This window comes from Brevibacterium pigmentatum, from assembly GCF_011617465.1.
Lineage (GTDB): Bacteria > Actinomycetota > Actinomycetes > Actinomycetales > Brevibacteriaceae > Brevibacterium > Brevibacterium pigmentatum.
Genome location: NZ_CP050153.1, coordinates 3,678,448 through 3,694,655 on the forward strand (window position 1 = coordinate 3,678,448; position 16,208 = coordinate 3,694,655).

At 65.6% G+C, this 16,208-nt stretch carries 16 protein-coding genes; 9 read left to right on the top strand and 7 right to left on the bottom strand.

The window, feature by feature from the left end; genetic code table 11:
- The first annotated feature begins 179 nt into the window (after window positions 1–179).
- Window positions 180–1,283: a VIT1/CCC1 transporter family protein gene (locus GUY30_RS16680; RefSeq protein ID WP_167200061.1), complete on the top strand. Its 1,104-nt coding sequence runs from the start codon at window positions 180–182 to the stop codon at window positions 1,281–1,283.
- Window positions 1,280–2,167, top strand: coding sequence for an aminotransferase class IV (locus GUY30_RS16685; RefSeq protein WP_167200064.1), 888 nt, complete (start codon window positions 1,280–1,282; stop codon window positions 2,165–2,167). The genes GUY30_RS16680 and GUY30_RS16685 overlap by 4 nt, the downstream gene beginning before the upstream one ends.
- Window positions 2,168–2,249: 82 nt before the next feature.
- On the opposite strand, the gene GUY30_RS16690 is transcribed toward GUY30_RS16685, so the two are convergent.
- The gene (locus tag GUY30_RS16690) at window positions 2,250–2,450 is read right to left on the bottom strand and encodes a hypothetical protein (protein ID WP_025777086.1); all 201 of its coding nucleotides are present in this window, start codon (window positions 2,448–2,450) and stop codon (window positions 2,250–2,252) included.
- Between the two features lie 247 nt (window positions 2,451–2,697).
- Here GUY30_RS16690 and GUY30_RS16695 point away from each other — a divergent pair, with 247 nt between their 5' ends.
- Window positions 2,698–2,997, top strand: coding sequence for a DUF4235 domain-containing protein (locus GUY30_RS16695; protein WP_167200067.1), 300 nt, complete (start codon window positions 2,698–2,700; stop codon window positions 2,995–2,997).
- Between the two features lie 84 nt (window positions 2,998–3,081).
- On the opposite strand, the gene GUY30_RS16700 is transcribed toward GUY30_RS16695, so the two are convergent.
- Window positions 3,082–3,954: a type I 3-dehydroquinate dehydratase gene (locus GUY30_RS16700; RefSeq protein ID WP_167200069.1), complete on the bottom strand. Its 873-nt coding sequence runs from the start codon at window positions 3,952–3,954 to the stop codon at window positions 3,082–3,084.
- Between the two features lie 57 nt (window positions 3,955–4,011).
- On the opposite strand from GUY30_RS16700, the gene GUY30_RS16705 reads away from it, so the two are divergent.
- The 5 genes from GUY30_RS16705 to GUY30_RS16725 all read left to right on the top strand — a co-directional run bounded on the left by GUY30_RS16705 (window position 4,012) and on the right by GUY30_RS16725 (window position 9,091).
- A complete protein-coding gene (locus GUY30_RS16705; RefSeq protein ID WP_167201184.1) occupies window positions 4,012–4,812 on the top strand; it encodes an alpha/beta fold hydrolase in 801 nt (266 codons plus the stop codon).
- 382 nt (window positions 4,813–5,194) lie between these two features.
- Window positions 5,195–6,505, top strand: a complete 1,311-nt coding sequence (locus tag GUY30_RS16710; RefSeq protein ID WP_167200073.1) for a quaternary amine ABC transporter ATP-binding protein — start codon at window positions 5,195–5,197, stop codon at window positions 6,503–6,505.
- The gene (locus tag GUY30_RS16715) at window positions 6,505–7,404 is read left to right on the top strand and encodes an ABC transporter permease (protein WP_167200076.1); all 900 of its coding nucleotides are present in this window, start codon (window positions 6,505–6,507) and stop codon (window positions 7,402–7,404) included. The genes GUY30_RS16710 and GUY30_RS16715 overlap by 1 nt, the downstream gene beginning before the upstream one ends.
- A gap of 53 nt (window positions 7,405–7,457) precedes the next feature.
- The gene (locus GUY30_RS16720) at window positions 7,458–8,363 is read left to right on the top strand and encodes a glycine betaine ABC transporter substrate-binding protein (protein ID WP_167200079.1); all 906 of its coding nucleotides are present in this window, start codon (window positions 7,458–7,460) and stop codon (window positions 8,361–8,363) included.
- A 203-nt stretch (window positions 8,364–8,566) separates the two neighbouring features.
- Entirely contained in the window at window positions 8,567–9,091 is a 525-nt protein-coding gene (locus tag GUY30_RS16725; RefSeq protein ID WP_167200082.1) for a methylated-DNA--[protein]-cysteine S-methyltransferase, read from the top strand.
- Window positions 9,092–9,172: 81 nt separating this feature from the next.
- Here GUY30_RS16725 and GUY30_RS16730 read toward each other — a convergent pair whose 3' ends face one another.
- From GUY30_RS16730 to GUY30_RS16745, 4 genes are all read right to left on the bottom strand, one after another.
- Window positions 9,173–10,549 (bottom strand): Dyp-type peroxidase, encoded by a 1,377-nt coding sequence (locus tag GUY30_RS16730; RefSeq protein ID WP_167200085.1) that lies wholly within the window; start codon window positions 10,547–10,549, stop codon window positions 9,173–9,175.
- Window positions 10,476–11,189: a copper chaperone PCu(A)C gene (locus GUY30_RS16735; RefSeq protein ID WP_167200088.1), complete on the bottom strand. Its 714-nt coding sequence runs from the start codon at window positions 11,187–11,189 to the stop codon at window positions 10,476–10,478. Before GUY30_RS16735 ends, GUY30_RS16730 begins: the two co-directional genes overlap by 74 nt.
- Before the next feature lie 441 nt (window positions 11,190–11,630).
- Complete coding sequence (locus GUY30_RS16740; protein ID WP_167200091.1) at window positions 11,631–12,326, bottom strand: hypothetical protein; 696 nt, start codon at window positions 12,324–12,326, stop codon at window positions 11,631–11,633.
- A 67-nt stretch (window positions 12,327–12,393) separates the two neighbouring features.
- On the bottom strand, window positions 12,394–12,960 hold the full coding sequence (locus GUY30_RS16745) for a hypothetical protein (RefSeq protein ID WP_167200094.1): 567 nt from the start codon (window positions 12,958–12,960) through the stop codon (window positions 12,394–12,396).
- Window positions 12,961–13,189: 229 nt separating this feature from the next.
- Here GUY30_RS16745 and GUY30_RS16750 point away from each other — a divergent pair, with 229 nt between their 5' ends.
- Window positions 13,190–14,875, top strand: a complete 1,686-nt coding sequence (locus GUY30_RS16750) for an HNH endonuclease signature motif containing protein (protein ID WP_167200097.1) — start codon at window positions 13,190–13,192, stop codon at window positions 14,873–14,875.
- A gap of 58 nt (window positions 14,876–14,933) precedes the next feature.
- Here GUY30_RS16750 and GUY30_RS16755 read toward each other — a convergent pair whose 3' ends face one another.
- Window positions 14,934–16,202, bottom strand: coding sequence for an N-acetylglucosamine-6-phosphate deacetylase (locus GUY30_RS16755; RefSeq protein WP_167200100.1), 1,269 nt, complete (start codon window positions 16,200–16,202; stop codon window positions 14,934–14,936).
- Window positions 16,203–16,208 lie beyond the last annotated feature (6 nt).

Here is a 16,208-nt window from a genome sequence, read left to right on the forward strand (position 1 = left end):
CCGGCTTTAAGGTTACGAATTGATAACAACCGGTCACTGATTGGTTTCGCATGCGCGGACTGCCTGCGGTCCGCATGCGGATTCTCTGCGGTCGCCGCGTCCGCACCGACGGTCGCTCCCACCGCTCTCCCCCACCCCACCCCGTGCCGAAACCACACCACCGGATTAGACTTGGACCAGTGACGACCCATGACTCCGCAGGAGGGACTCCGCCCGCCTCCCCCGACAGACGGACCATTCGCCGCTGGCAGCGCTACCTCGCCAACGAAAGGCTCGAGGAGCGCGTGTATCGCAACCTCGCAGAACGCCGCAAGGGCGAGGACCGTGAGATCCTGCTCAGCCTCGCCGCCGCGGAATCCCGACACCAGGAGCACTGGATCACTCTGCTCGGCGAACACGCGGAGAAGCGCCGTTCCGCCGACCTCCTCACACGCTGCCTGGCTTTCCTCGGAGGCATGTTCGGCTCCGTGTTCGTCCTCGCCCTTGCTCAGCAGTCCGAGACGAGCTCGCCGTACGACGAAGAGGAAGCCGCCTCCGCCGAGATGGCCGCCGATGAGCGCATCCACGCCGAGGTGGTCCGTGCCCTGGCCGCCCGTTCCCGCGCCCGCCTGTCGGGGAACTTCCGCGCCGCCGTCTTCGGTGCCAACGACGGCTTGGTCTCGAACCTCGCACTTGTCCTCGGTGTCGGCGCGGCTGGAGTCTCGAACACCGTCATCCTGCTGACCGGCGTGTCCGGACTGCTCGCCGGAGCCCTGTCGATGGGCGCGGGCGAGTACATCTCGGTGCGCTCCCAGCGCGAACTCCTCGACGCCTCCACCCCCGACCCCGAATCCCGGCACGCTCTGGCCGATCTCAACATCGACGCCAACGAGCTCGCCCTCGTTTTCCGCGCCCGCGGAATGGAAGCCCGCGAGGCCGAGGCCCGCGCGCACCGCACCATCGCGGCGGCGAAGAACAAACAGGCACCGAGGCTGCCGAACCTCGACTCCGAAGTCGACCGCGACGAACTGGGCACCGGCCTCGGCGCCGCGCTGTCGAGCTTCTGCTTCTTCTCCTCCGGCGCACTCATCCCGATCCTGCCGTATATCTTCGGCATGTCCGGACTGCCCGCCGTGTTCCTGTCCGCCGGCCTCGTTGGCATCGCGCTGCTGTTCACCGGCGGCGTCGTCGGCCTGCTCTCCGGCAAATCGCCCGGCCCCCGCGCCCTGCGCCAACTCGGCATCGGCTTCGGTGCCGCCGCCGTGACCTACGCCCTCGGTCTGCTCTTCGGAGGCACCGCATGACCGACCTGCTCATCCTCGTCGACCCGGAATCCGGCACGTTCGTGCTCACCGATCTGCGTGCCGCCCAGCTGCCCGTCACTGATCTCTCCGCTCATCGCGGGGACGGCATCTTCGAAACCGTGCTGGTGAGCATGGGTGCGCAGGGTGCCACCGTGGTGTCGCGGGAACGGCACTTCACCCGGTTCCGCGCTTCCGCCTCGGCGCTGGATCTGCCCGATCCGGACCAAGGACTGTGGGATCGGGTCATCGATTCCCTCATCGCCGAGGTGGCCGCCGCCGACCCCGAGAACGTCGAATTCGGGATCCGCTACGCCCTCTCCCGCGGGGAGCAGGGTGCGGACGGGCAGTTCCGACCCCGCGGGTGGGCCTTCCCCGTCCCCGTCGACGACCACATCCGTACAGCCCGAAAGCAGGGGGTCACCGCCGTCAGCCTCGACCGCGGATTCGACGCCTATATCGGCAGCAAGGCTCCGTGGCTGCTCATCGGCGCAAAGACTCTGTCCTATGCGGTCAATCAAGCCGCCGGCCGTTATGCCTCGGCGAACAACGCCGATGAGGCCCTGTTCGTCTCCCACGACGGAATCGTGCTAGAAGGGCCGACCGCAAATCTCATCATCCGCCGAGGCGACCGACTCCTCACGCCGAATCCGGACGCAGGTCTGCTGTCGGGAACGACGCAGCGTCTGATCTTCGATCATGCGGAGGAACTGGGCCTGAGCGCCGAATATGCCGACCTGCGCCTCGACGACGTCAAGGCGGCGGATGCGGCGTGGTACGTCTCGTCGATGCGCACGGCGGTCGCGCTGCGCGAACTCGACGGGAACGCGATCTCTGTCGATGAGGATCTGACCGACCGGTTCCAGGAGATCATCCGCGGACGGTGACGCACCGAGGAGTTTGTGGGGATGACACGCCCTCGACCGTCCAGTCTCCGGGTGCTGTCGGGGATGCGCTGCCCCGAGCTCTTCAGGCTCGGGGCAGAGCGTCGGCGGGTTTCGCCGAGGGGAGAGTGAAGGCGAGAACGAGCCCGAGGATGCAGGCGGCGCAGCTGATCAGCCACACCGGCCAGAAGACGCCGGACAATCCCGGCAGCAGCGCAAGCAGGAATCCGAGGGCGCCACAGACGAACAGTCCGGTGACGACGCGCGTCTTCCACTTCCTCAGCATCGTGTGCCTTTCTCTTCACGTTTCGGCCCAGACCTTCCCTTGCCCGACCGAAGCGTGCTCTTACGCTATCTCCCCCGGCCTGCCCCGCACATCCCCCAAAAGTATGAAATGAGCGAACTTTCTCGACCTCGTTCGATCGCTGATGGCCTCGCACGCATCGTCCTGCGTTAGTGTTGTCTTCGACGGAATACTTTCCCGCGGCTCGTCGGAGTCGAGGGACGTGAGGTTCAAAGGAAAGGACACGAGCATGGGAAAGCTCGCTTGGCAGATCATCGGCGTGGGAGCGCCCATCGCAGCCGCATTCGTCGCTCGCAAGACCCTGACCTTCGCGTGGGAGAAGTCGACGAAGCGCCCGGCGCCGTCGAACCCCGTCGATGACGAGATCTCGATGTCCGAGGCTCTGGCCTGGACGATCGTCTCCGGCGTCGGTGTGGCCGTGGCTCAGCTCGTCGTTCAGCGCATCGCCGCGAACACCGTGCGCAACAGCTTCGGCGAGGAAGCCCTGCCGAAGAAGTTCCGCAAGCAGATCGAAGAGATGACCGATTGATCCTCCGCTGATCTCCAGCATCGAGACGGCCCGCGAAGCACTTGCTTCGCGGGCCGTCAGTCTGTCAGCTGCCTGTCGGCGGGGTCAGCCGGTGACGCGGTCGAGGATCTCGGCGAGGACCACGGCGTCGATCTGCCCCGGTGCCGAGGCCTGACCGATCTGCGCGAATGTTGCGCAGCTGCCGAAGTCGGCACCCATGATCCGGCTCGTCCGCCCCAGAGGTCCCATCGAGATCCCGAGCACGGGATGCGCCGCGGAGACATCCGCCGCAGCGGTCGCCTCGAGGAGACGCAGCACGTCGGCCGGCTCCTGCGGCATCATCGCCACCTTGGCCACATCCGCACCGGCCTCGCTCATCGCGGCGAACGTCCTCAGCAGGCGGTCGGCGGAGTCCGTGGCCTCGAAATTGTGGTGCGAGGCGACGACGGGTACGCCCGATTCCCGCGCCGAGGCGATGAGGGAGTCCGAATCCGCCCGGTCGATCTCGACGTCGACGGCGACGGGAACGCCCGATGCCCCGCTGCCCGGAATACCCGACGCTGCGGCGACGGCCACGGCATCAGCGTCGGCAGCAGTGCCGTCCCCCACCCCGACTTCGGCAATGCCCGCGATCAGCGCCCGCACCGCCTCGGCGTAGTCGTCTTCCGTGATCTCCACCTGCCCGCCTTCGAATCCGGTGCGCACGGTCACGAGGATCGGCAGCCCCGCTGTGAGTGCACGGGGAAGCAGTCGAAGGGCTGCCTCCGCGCGGGTGAGCGCAGAACCGGAACCGGCGGCGAGCAGCGGATCGATGCGCCATTCGACGGCATCGACGATCCCGGTCGCGGCGGCCGCGGCACAATCGGCGGCGAGCCTCTCGGCATCGATCGCCTGGGTGGGCACGATGACGGCCGGTCGGCCGGGATTGCGCGCGGCAGGCGAACCTGCGGCAGGATTGAGGAACGGCAATGATTTCATTTCTCAAGCGTAGGCGGTGACGCGGAGCGCGCGGGCAGGAGGACACGGGTGGAGACGATGCAGGTGGACAGGATCAGCGCACGCGACGGCTTCCCCCTCGAGGTCCAGGTCAGCGGGCCGAAGAACGCGCCCGCGCTGCTCCTTCTGCAGGGTCAGTCGAACTCGCACGAGTGGTGGGACGACCTGCGCGGGGACTTCGAAGCGGACTTCCGCACGATCACCTTCGACTATCGCGGAACGGGCGGCAGCCGGGGTGAGCTCGGCGAACTCTCGACGGCGAGCTTCGCCGAAGATGCCGTGGACGTGCTCGACCACCTCGGCGCGGATCGGGCCGCGATCTACGGCACGTCCATGGGCGGGCGGATCACGCAGATGCTCGCACTCAACCATCCCGAGCGGGTGAGCGCGATCGTGCTCGGGTGCACGTCACCGGGTGGGAAGCACGCCGTGAAGCGCCCCCGTGAGGTCGGCCAGGCGCTGGCCCGGCTGCGCGGTGCCGAGCACACTCAGTACCTGTTCGACCTTTTCTACACACCGGAGTGGACTGTGGCGGCGGAGTACAGCAAGATACTCGGCGATGACACGATGACGGCCGCCGAGTCATCCGCCCACCTGCGAGTGAGCGCCAACCACGATGCGTGGGACCGGCTGCCGGAGATCTCCGCTCCGACTCTGATCATGCACGGCGACGCGGACCGGATGAACCCGGTCGGAAATGCTCGGATCCTCCACGACCGGATCCCCAACTCTCAGCTGCGCATTCTGCCGGAGGGCCGACACGGATTCTTCGAAGAATTCGCCGAGGTGGTCACCCCGGCCGTGATCCGCTTCCTCACGGAATCGCCGCGGAAGCCTTGAAGGAATCACTGTGGAAGCCGTGACGGATTCGCCGCAGGTGCCTTGAGAGCAAGGCCGCCTACTGCATCAAAATCCCATATCCGGCAGCAAATTCATCAACGGCATATCTACATGCTCCAACCGATGATTATAACAATCAAGTAACGCACGGCCATCTGTTTGCCCAGGTCAGAGCGCCAGTCAAGGGTGACGCGCCGCATAATCCCAATAAGATCTCTACCGAAAATCCTGAACAAAACTACAATGGTGGATCAGATATCCGTGTGCGGTGAGGCGCGTGCGCAATTGAGCTATTCGGATCTGATCTGCGAGCACCGAACCGTGCAAACGGGGGTGAAGCCTCTCGTTCTTGCGGACTGCCAAGAATGCAAGGAGGAAGCACGTGAGCGTTGTCAAAGCGTCACACGTCTACAAAGTTTTCGGAAAGCGTGAGAACGAAGTCGTCAAACGACTCGAAGAGGGCGCTGACCGTGATGACCTGACCAAGCTCGGGACGGCCGCCGTCATCGATGCGAGCTTCGAAGTCGAGGCCGGCGAGATCTTCGTCGTCATGGGCCTGTCCGGTTCGGGCAAGTCGACCCTGATCCGCACTCTCAACGGACTCTGGGCACCCACTGCCGGATCCGTGGAGGTGCTGGGCACCGATATTGCGAAGATCGATTCGGCCGCACTGCGCAAGGTCCGCAGCGAGCACATCTCGATGGTGTTCCAGCACTTCGCACTGCTCCCGCACCGCACCGTCCGCGACAACGCCGCCTATGCACTGGAGATCCGCGGCGTCGCGAAGGCGGAGCGGGATAGGACCGCCGACCGCTGGCTCAAGGCCGTCGGCCTCGAAGGCTGGGGCGACAAGTTCCCCGAACAGCTCTCCGGCGGTATGCAGCAGCGCGTCGGCCTGGCCCGCGCGCTTGCGGCTGAGACCGACATCCTCCTCATGGACGAAGCATTCTCCGCCCTCGACCCGCTGATCCGCCGCGAGATGCAGGAACAGCTCGTCGAACTGCAGCGAGAGCTGAAGAAGACGATCATCTTCATCACCCACGACCTCAATGAGGCGATGTTCCTCGGCGACCGGATCGCGGTGATGCGCAACGGACGCATCGTCCAGGTCGGCACCCCGGAGGACATCCTCACCGACCCGGCCAACGACTACGTCGCGCAGTTCGTCCACGACGTCGACCGGGCACGCGTCCTCACCGCCAACAACGTCATGGAGAAGGCGCGTCAGACCGTGACCAACCAGAACGGTCCCCGAGTCGCCCTGCGCACCATGCGTGAGAACAGCACATCGGGCGTCTACGTCACGGACAGGGACCGCAAGTTCCTCGGCCTCGTCAGCGACCGCGACTGCATCGAGCACATCCGGACGGGCGCCACGACTCTCGACGAGATCATCAAGCCGGTCGCCAATCCCGCGTCTCCGGACGACCTGCTCATCGACCTGTTCCTCCCGACCGCGGAGATGCCTCTGCCGGTGCCCGTCACCGATGCCGACGGCGAACTCGTCGGCGTCGTGCCCCGGGCCACCCTTCTCGCCGCGCTCGGCAACCAGAACGGCAATGAAGAGCAGGCCGTGGACGCCGCTGTCGAAGACTGGCCCGAGCCGGTCGATACCGGGATCATCGACCAGGTACTGGCCGAAGGCGATGATGCCGTCGCACGGCAGACCGCCGGCGAAAGGGGTGAGCGCTGATGGAGAACATCAGAATTCCGATCGGAGCCTGGGTCGACACGGTATTCGACTGGCTCAAGGAGAACGTCGCGTGGTTCTTCGATGCCGTCACCTGGCTGTTCAACTTCCTCATCGAGGTCCTCACCGATGTGCTCGTCGACCTCCACCCGCTCGTCATCATCATCCTGCTGGCGCTCATCGGCTGGGTCTTCCGCTCATGGCAGATGGCCGTGGGCACACTCATCACCCTGTTCTTCATCATGACGATGGACCAATGGGTGGCCGCGATGCAGACCCTGGCGCTGATCATCATCGCCGCCGTCATCGCCATCATCATCGCCATCCCCGTCGGCATTCTGGCCGCACGCAGCAACAGAGCCTCAGCGGTCATCAAACCGATCCTCGACTTCATGCAGACGATGCCGGCATTCGTCTACCTCATCCCTGCCGTCACCTTCTTCGGCATCGGCGTCGTTCCCGGTCTCGTGGCAACGGTGATCTTCGCTCTGCCTCCGGGTGTGCGGTTCACTGAGCTCGGCATCCGCGGGGTCGATTCGGAGACCGTCGAAGCCGGACAGTCCTTCGGTGCGACTCCCGGCCAGATCCTCCGCGGAGTCCAGCTGCCGTTGGCCACGCCGACGATCATGGCCGGCATCAACCAGGTCATCATGCTCGCCCTGGCCATGGCCGTCATCGCCGGCATGGTCGGCGCCGACGGACTCGGAAAGAACGTCGTCGAAGCGATCGCCACCCAGAACCTGCCGCTCGGTGTCGAAGCCGGACTCGGTGTCGTGATCATCGCGGTCTACCTCGACCGCGTCACCGCGGCCCTGGGCAATGCGAAGGACTACCCGCACTCGCTCGTGGCGGGGATGCGTCGTCGCAGCGCGAAGAACAAGGCAGCTGCGGCAGCGGCCTGAGTCGATTGACCACACAGTCCTAATAGTCGATCACTAGAGAAAAGGAACACATAATGAAGAGAAGATTCCTCACCCCGTTCGTCGCTGCAGTCGCAGCCCTCGGCCTTGCTCTGACCGGTTGCTCGCAGGAAGCGTCGAAGGACGACGGCGGAGGCGGCGACAAGGGCGACATCAAGCTCGGCTACGTCACCGGCTGGACCGACGGCCAGAGCATCTCGCTCCTGCTCGAGGATCAGCTGGGCAAGATGGGCTACAACGTCGAGACTGAGACCTTCAACGACGCCGCCGTCCTGTACGCCGGTGTCGCCAACGGCGATATCGACATGTACCCCTCGTCGTGGCCCGAGGTCACACACAAGCAGTACATCGACGAGTACGGTGACAACCTCGAAGATCTCGGCGCCTACTACGACAACGCCGTCCTCACGATCGCCGTCCCGAAGTACATGAAGGACATCAACTCGATCGAAGACCTCAAGGGCAAGGGCAAGGACTTCGGCGGAGAGATCATCGGAATCGAGCCCGGTGCCGGTCTGACGAAGGCCACCAAGGCGATGATTCCCGAGTACGGCCTCGACGGCGAATACGAACTCGTCACCTCCTCGACCGCCGCCATGCTCACCGAGCTCGGCAATGCGACCGAAGCTGAGAAGGACATCGTCGTCACCCTGTGGCGTCCGTTCTGGGCGAACAACGAGTACCCGGTCAAGGACCTCGAGGACCCGAAGGGTGCGATGGGTGATCCCGAGAAGCTCCACTTCACCGCCACCAAGGGCTTCAGTGAAGAGTTCTCGGATGCCGCCGACTACATCGGCAACATCAAGCTCGATGACAAGCAGTACGGAGAGCTCGAGGACCTGGTCGTCAACAAGCACAAGGACGATGGCGAGAAGGCCATCGCCGAGTGGCTGAAGGCCAACCCTGATGCCTACGAAGGCGAGCTGCCTGACGAGGAATGATCGCTTCGCCGCGCCGGCCGCTTCGCTGAGGACGACCTCGTCTACTCGGCGGAACGCTTCCCCGCTGCACGGCGCGAGGTCATGAACATGCTGTGCCCTCCCGGTTCGGAAGAGTCGGGAGGGCACAGTCGTATGATCAGACTCGACTGAGCATCGCCGTCGACACCGGGCTCTCTGCTCGGACTGCGAACGGAGGACATCCCATGGCGACCGTCTCGGCAACCGTCGACACCTTCGTCGGCCCCCTCACCGTGGCAAGCGACGGCAGGTCGGTCGTCCGGCTCGAATGGCGCACATCCGCCGAGGCGACCGACGACTCCGCCCTGATCCCCGCTGAGGCGGCCGCCTCCTCGGATCCGATCCTCGCCGAGGCGGTCGCCCAGGTGCGGGCGTACTTCGACGGCCGCCTCGGCGATTTCGATCTGCCCCTGGACTTCGGTCAGGTCTCGGACATCGCGAGGGCCGTGCTGACGACCTTGGCCGAAAAGGTCCCGGCGGGGACCACGGTCACTTATGGTCAGCTCGCCGAAGCCAGCGGCACCGGGATTCCGGCTCGTGCCGTCGGCGGGATCATGGGGCTCAATCCGATCCCCATCATCGTCCCCTGCCACCGGGTTGTCGCCGGTGACGGACTCGGCGGGTACTCGGGCGGACTGCCCGGGCACGAACTCGAGACCAAGAGGCGCCTCCTCGAGTTCGAAGACGCCCTGCCGCAGCCGCTGTTCTGACAGCCTCGGGGTCTGCGAATCGCCCCCGACCGACGCGGCCGCCGTCTCCGCTCAGATGGGTCCGGCGGTCGAGACGGTCTCTCACGCGTCGAACAGCTCCTGTCCGACGTATCCGCCCTCGGTCGCCCCGGGCGGGATCGCCCACACGGTTGACCCGATCGGGGTCGTCCATTCGTTGAGCAGGTCCACTTCGGCGAGGCGGCGTTGGATCGGCAGGAACTGCCGCTCGATATCGGCTTGGAAGGACGCGAACAGCAGCCCGGAATCCCCGCCCGCGCCGGTCTCGTAGTTGAACGTGCGCCGGTGGATCTGCACCTCCGACCCCAGTCCGTCGCGGGCACGAGCGATATGCGCGACCGACGAGATCTTCGTCAGTCCGCGCCGATCGACGGCGGTGAAGTCCGGAACGTCGAACTCGGCCTTGCCCGACAGCGGCGCTCCGCTGTCCATGGTCCGACCGACCGCAAACTCCCGGGCCGGACGGTCGGCCTTGTCCCAAGTATCGAGGTTCATGGCGATATCGCGCAGAACCAGCGTCGTTCCCCCGCGCATCCAGGGCGGCAGGTGCGCACCGAGGTCGGCAGGCGGCTCCCCGCGAGCGGAGAACACCGGGTCGGCCGTCTCGGTGCCCTGTCCCCAGATGATCCGCGCGAAGTCCTCGGAACCGGGGCCCGGATTCGCCGTGCCATCGAGCTGACCGAAGAGATTCCTCTGGGTCTTCCCCTCCCTCGAACTGCCGTAGGCACGTCGGAAACCGTCGCGCTGCCAGGCCACCTCGGCGAACGATCGGGAGTCCTTGAACAGCATGCGTCTGGCATGTGCCAAGGTCAGCGGATCGTCGCCGCAGATCTGCAGGAGCAGGTCGCCCTTGCATCGGTCCGCATCGAGGCGATCGATCGAGAACGCTTCCAAGGGTTTGAGCCAGTCCGGGACGTGCTCCCTTCCGGCCAGGGCGACCAGCTCGGCACCGAACCCGAAGGTCACCGTCAGCCGGGCAGGGTCGACGGCGAGCTCGGATTCGGAATCGGCCAACGGCGCCCGTCCCTGCGTCAGCGCCGCCGCATCCGCGGTGAGCAGCCGCAGCCAGCGCACCGCCTCGGCGGCCTTGATCCCGGGTCTGAGTGTGAACGCGATGAAGTGCGCATAAGCCTGGGCCGAGGTCTCGACCCCGGATTGATGAGTGCCGTAGAACGGCTCGGTCTGCGGCCCGTTCGCCCCGTCCAGATCTCGCCGAGGCGGCCCTCCGTCCCCGTTGGTCGCCGCCTCCGCGCCCGGTCCGCGGCGGCCGATCCCGAACCCCGCGGCGGCTCCGACGATTCCGACACCGCCGGCGGCGGCCGCCGAGGTCAGGAGACCTCGGCGGCTGAAGCCGGAGCGATCAGGCTCAGTGGTCACCGTGATCTCCGTGATCTCCGTGGCCAGAGTCCTCGTGACTTGCGTCTTCCCCGTGGTCGGCATGGGCTGTGTCCTCGCCGTGGTCGGCTTGCTCGCTGTTGTCGGCATGCTCGCCATGGGCCGCATGAGCTTCGTCGTCGCTGGAGCCTTCGGCTTCGCCCGGTGCGTAGTCTTCCTGGGCTCCGGAGTACTCCTTGGCAACGGCCGTGACCTCGACGGCCTCGTCGTCGGCGGTGACGAGATCGAGCTTGATCTGCTCGCCCGGCTTGATCGCCTTCTTCAGTCCCATGATCATGATGTGATCGCCTCCGGGCTCGAAGCGGAGGCTTTCCCCGGCCGGGATGGTGAAGCCGCCCTTCTTCTCCTGCATGGACATTCCGCCCGAGCCGTCGCCTTCGGTTTCGTGGAGTTGGACCATCTCCGCGTCCGCGTATTTCGCCTCGACGAGGTTGATGTCGGCGTCGGTGTTGTTCTTCAGCTCCCCGAAGACTCCGGTCATTCCGTCGTCGGCGGCCTTGACCCAAGCGCCGTCGAAGCTGAGCGCTTCGGCGTCGACCGCGCTTTCCGAGGATTCAGCCGAGGTCGAGCTGCTGCCATCGGTCTGTGTCGAACCGGCGGCCTTGCTGTCGTCTTGGCCGCAGCCTGCCAGGCCGATGGCGACGGCGATGGGCAGGGCAAAGGCCAGGGTGATGTTCTTTCGCATGATGTCTGCACTTTCGTCATTCAGGTGCAGTCGAGCACATGTCGGCGCGCGCCGCGGTCGCCTGTTGGGCCAGGCAGTCCCGCGTGTTCCCCGTCGTCAGACGACGAGGATCTTCGGTCGCAGAGTCTCTGGTGCCCGAAGCTGCGGGCGCTGAGCCGCATCGCGTTCGTCCGTCTGTGTGCAGGGACCGCGGCCGGCCGGCAGCGCTTTCGTGAGCCTCTGCGCCCGTCACGGTTGCCAGCGCGCACCTCGTGCGAGTGCAAGTGCGCAGGGCACGTGTTGGCCAGTGTGCGGGCACGTGTCCTCTGCGCGCAGCGGTGTGCGCGGACGTGTTCGACTGTCACCGAGGGGCGGCCCGCCGCTGTCTGGGCGGTCGTCCGAAGATGGATGGTCACCCGGGAAACCAGGTGTGGGTCGGCGCTGCAAACGCCGATTGGGATGTCAGCCGAGCGCGGGCGGGCCGCGGCGGTAGTTCGGGCCGACCACCGCCGAGGTGACCGGCTGCGGCACCCGGAACGAAGCGCAGAGCTTGCGGAACGGTTCGTCCGCCAGGACTCCGGCCGCCTCGGCGAGGGCTCGCAATGCGCCGATCACCGGGCCCAGGGCCAGCTGCAGAATGCTGAGGACGATGTCCTCACCGCGCTTGAGGATCACGGCGGTGACGAGGACGGCGACGACGTGGGCGATGATCATCCCCACCGAGGTGGCCCCGTGGCTCGCATGCCCGAGCGCGGACGCGGCAGGACCGAGATCAAGAGTGCCAGGGGCTGGCACGATGTGCCCGGCGTGGGCGTGGAGGGCCGCCTCGGCGGAAGTGGATCCGGCACCTGCAGCTCCGGCCTGCCCGCTTCCGGATTGAGCGGTTCCCGCGTGGGCCCCCGCATGGGCGAAGGTGTGTGCGGACCAGCTCATCGTCAGGTGCATGAGCACCTGTCCGAGGCCGAGCAGGCCCGCCAGAGTCAGGTAGCCCAGGCGCCTGCCGGCGACGATCATCGCCGCCCAAAGGACGAGAACGAAGACGACCACAGTGCCCGGAATCGAGACGCCGCCACCGGCACCGAGGTGCATGAGCAGAGCAAGGAGAGTCGTGAAGAGGGCAGCGAAGAGCGCACGTACGGATTTCGTCCATCCGGTCATGGGCCCTCCTCTCAGCTCGCTCCCACATTCTACTCAATGTAGAACAATTTCGGGAAGGCGACTGACCCTACATCCGCAGCCAGGTATCGGCGGTCTTCTTGACCATGGCACCGGCATCAGCGGCAGCATCGCCCCAGGCGACGAGGTTGCCATCGGGGTCAGTGGTGGAGTCGGAAAGGACGACGACGTCGAAGTTGCACACAAGACCCGCCATCGCCGAGGCGTAGACGGCTCCGGGGGTGCCCGCCGAGGAGGCGCCAGCGTCGGCATCGCCCTCTGCCTGGGCGGCGGGGTCAGTGGTGACTTCGCCAGTTCCAGTGCCCGGCTCGCCCGCGGTGGCGTCGGCGCCGGCGATGATGATCCGGTCGACGGAGAGGTCATGCAGACCTGCGGCCAGATCGTCGACGCCTTCGAACACATCCGGACTCGCGGACCGGAGCACGAGATCCTCCTCATCGGGGACGAAGATGCTCAGCTCCTCATCAGGAGTGTCGGCGAGGTCGGCCTTCGTCGACGCGAAGATGAGCACACCGCCCACAGCGCGGGTGCGGGTGACGATATCGCCGAGGGTCTCCATGGCGTCATCGCTGGGGTAGCTGGCGTCGTCGGTGTCAATGAGGAGCAGGGCATCCATACTCCAATCGTGCCACGACCGACTTACACATTCGAAGCCGGTTCACCTCGGCTGCGGCCGACACCACCCCTGACCTGCATGGATTCAAAGAGGCTTGTCAACATTCTCGAACTGTGACGAACATCAGATTTGTGTTCGAAACTTTTATCGATCACCTATGGCATTCAACACATTATGAGCGTACACTGGATTCCAACAACAACGATGTTGGTGAACGGAATTCATCCCCATGACCCTCACTCCCGAACGCAGCTCCGATCATTCCGATCGGAACGCCGACAACTCCCCGCAGACCAGCGGTCACCCGCTGCTGGCCGACGAGGAGTGGGCAGATCTCAGCCGCTTTGCGCCCGAGGTCACCTCTTCGATCACTCAGCTGATGGGCCTCAAAGATGAGCTGCGCTCGTTCGATCGCCCCATGGGACCGGATCAGGCCATCATGCTCGCCGATGGGGTCGAGGCGATCACACGCATCAACGATGCGTTGTCGACGCTCGCACTCTCCGTCTGCGAACGCGTCGGAACACCCATCGATTTCGGCGCCAAGTCGACGAAGTCGCTCATCGAGAACCGATTCAACCTCACCGGCGCCGAGGCGAATCGCCGCACCGATATGGCCAAGAACCTCGGCGGACGCGTCGACATGGCCGGACAGGCTCTGCCGCCTCTCTACCCTGTCGTCGCGGATGCGCTCCATGCCGGCACGATCTCCGCCGCCCAGGCGTCTGTCATCGAAGACTGCATGCGCAAACTGCCCACGTGGGTCAGTCAGACGGTCCGCACCGACGTCGAGACGCGCTTGGTCGACAACGCACCCAATGTCCGTCTCAAGGATCTGCGCGAGATCTTCGGCAAGCTCATGGGCTATATCGACCCGGACGGCGCAGAGCCGAATGACTCGGCCGACCGCTCGGCGTACAACATGTCCATGCGTGCCAAGACCAACGGCGACTGGGAGCTGCGTGGACTGCTCGACCCCGTCACCGGCGGAACTCTCAACGGACTGCTGACCTCACGAATCCAGTCTGCGGGAGAAGACGGCAAGGCCGGTGCCGACAATACCGATGCCGACTCGGCGGCCGGCGCCTCTGGGATCGGGGCCGCGGGCAATCCCGACACCGTAACCGGTGCTTCTGAGGAAACGAGCTCGCCGCTTCCTGACAAAGAGCTGCTTGAGATCGTCGATGCGGTGCTCTCCGGTGACCGATATGACGCGAAGCGAGTTCCGGAACCCGATCTCAACGCAGCTCGCACGAGCGGGAATCCGACTGCCGTCCCCGGCGTCGGCGTTCGTGAGGACGGCGGTTTCGTCGACGTCAGCGCTGAACAGCCCTCGGCGCGCGAATGGATCTACGAACGATTCGCCGGCCTCGTCACGACGATCGACAAGCAGCGGACGGCTGCAGGAGCACCTTATGCTCTCGTCATCAACGCCACCGCCGAAGATCTGGCCAAAGGAACAGGACACGGAACCACGGGCGCCGACAATCCCATTCCCATCAAGGAACTGATGAGAAACGGCCTGAACGGCTCGCTGTTCTTCCACCTCATGAGCGACAGGGCCAAGACGATGCAGGTGGCCACAGAACAGCGCTTCGCCAATCGCAAACAGTTGGCAGTGATCACCGCCCGTGACCGAGGTTGCACCTTCCCCGGCTGTGACGCTCCTCCCGGTTGGTGCGATGCCAACCATGTGTTTCCATGGTCGCTCGGCGGCAAGACGGAGATCAACAATCTCGCGCTCCTGTGCAGCTATCATCACCACCTGCTCGACCGCACCGAATGGGACACGGTGATGCTCTTCGACGGGCGACCCGCCTACATTCCGCCCGCCGCAAAGGACCCGGCTCGTAAGCCGATCCTCCACGCCCGCTTCATCGCGGACGATATCGTCGACTCCCTGTTCGACAAATAGCCGCCCCTCCTTTCAGGGGACAGCTGTGCCCAGTTTCCAAGCGCAAACGCGTCCCTGCTCAGCGCCCGATTCGGGAGCGGCGAAGGCTCATATCAACATCGAGCAGCAGAAGGTCAGCCGACATTCCCGGCGCCAACAGACTGGCAGCATCATCGCGGCCCAGTGCGTGTGCAGAGTCGCCCGGCTCCGGGGCGACGCCCAGTGCGCGTGCAGAATCGCCCGGCTCCGGCAACCGACCGAGCGCACGCAGTGGAACGAGGCTCGCGGACTGCACTGCATCGAACGGGCTGAGTCCCACCTCGGTGACGGCCCGCTTCACAGCCTCGTCCATCGTCAACGTGGACCCCGCGATGGCGCCCTGAGCGCCGTCCGAGGTGACCAGACGAGCCACCGAATCCTTGACCTCGACCGGGAGCGAACCAAGGTGATAGCTCCCATCGTGCAGGCCGGTCGCCGCCATGGCGTCAGTGATGAGAGCGATGCGCCCGGGCACGAGTTCGTGGAGCATACGCGCCACCGGGGCAACCACGTGGACGCCGTCATTGATGAGTTCGACGGTGACATGCTCGGCCTCGGCCGCAGCCAGGACCGGCCCCGGAGCACGGTGATGGATGCCCGGCATCGCATTGAACGCGTGGGTGAGGATGCTCGCTCCCGCTTCGAATGCCTGCGCGGTCAGCTCGTAATCAGCGGCAGTATGACCGACTGCCACACGCACCCCCGCCGCAGAGAACCGAGCGATCGCATCGAGGGCACCGGGAAGTTCGGGGGCGATGGTGATCTGCGCGAGAGTTCCATCGGTAGCCTCGAGGATTGACTCGACCGCCTCCGGAGTCGGCGACGTGAGCACCTCGGGCGCATGCGCGCCCTTGAAATCCGGGGACAGGAACGGACCTTCGGCATGCAGACCCATGACCATCGCCCGATCGCGGACGAGTCCGGCCCCCACGCGCAGCGACCGGCACAGCCCTTCGATCGTGTCCGAGACGTATGACAGTGCAAGCCGGCCGGTGCCATGAGCCCGATGCGCATCGAGGATCGCATCGACCGCCTCGGCCCCGTCCTCGGCACTCGCACCGCCCGCGCCGTGACAGTGGATATCGACGAATGCCGGAGCCACGAATCCGCCGGCCGCGTCGATGACCTCGCCCCTCGCCGAGGCGGCCCTGTCCTTCCAGCCGTCCCCGCGGCCCCGTGCAGCGACTGTTCCGTCGGCGATCGCGATCCATGTGTCGGCGGTCTCCTCGGCGAACGTCGTCCGATCACCGTCGAGGATGCACGCATTGTGGATGACCGCCTCGGTGGGGATCTGTTCGGTCTGTGTCATCGGGGT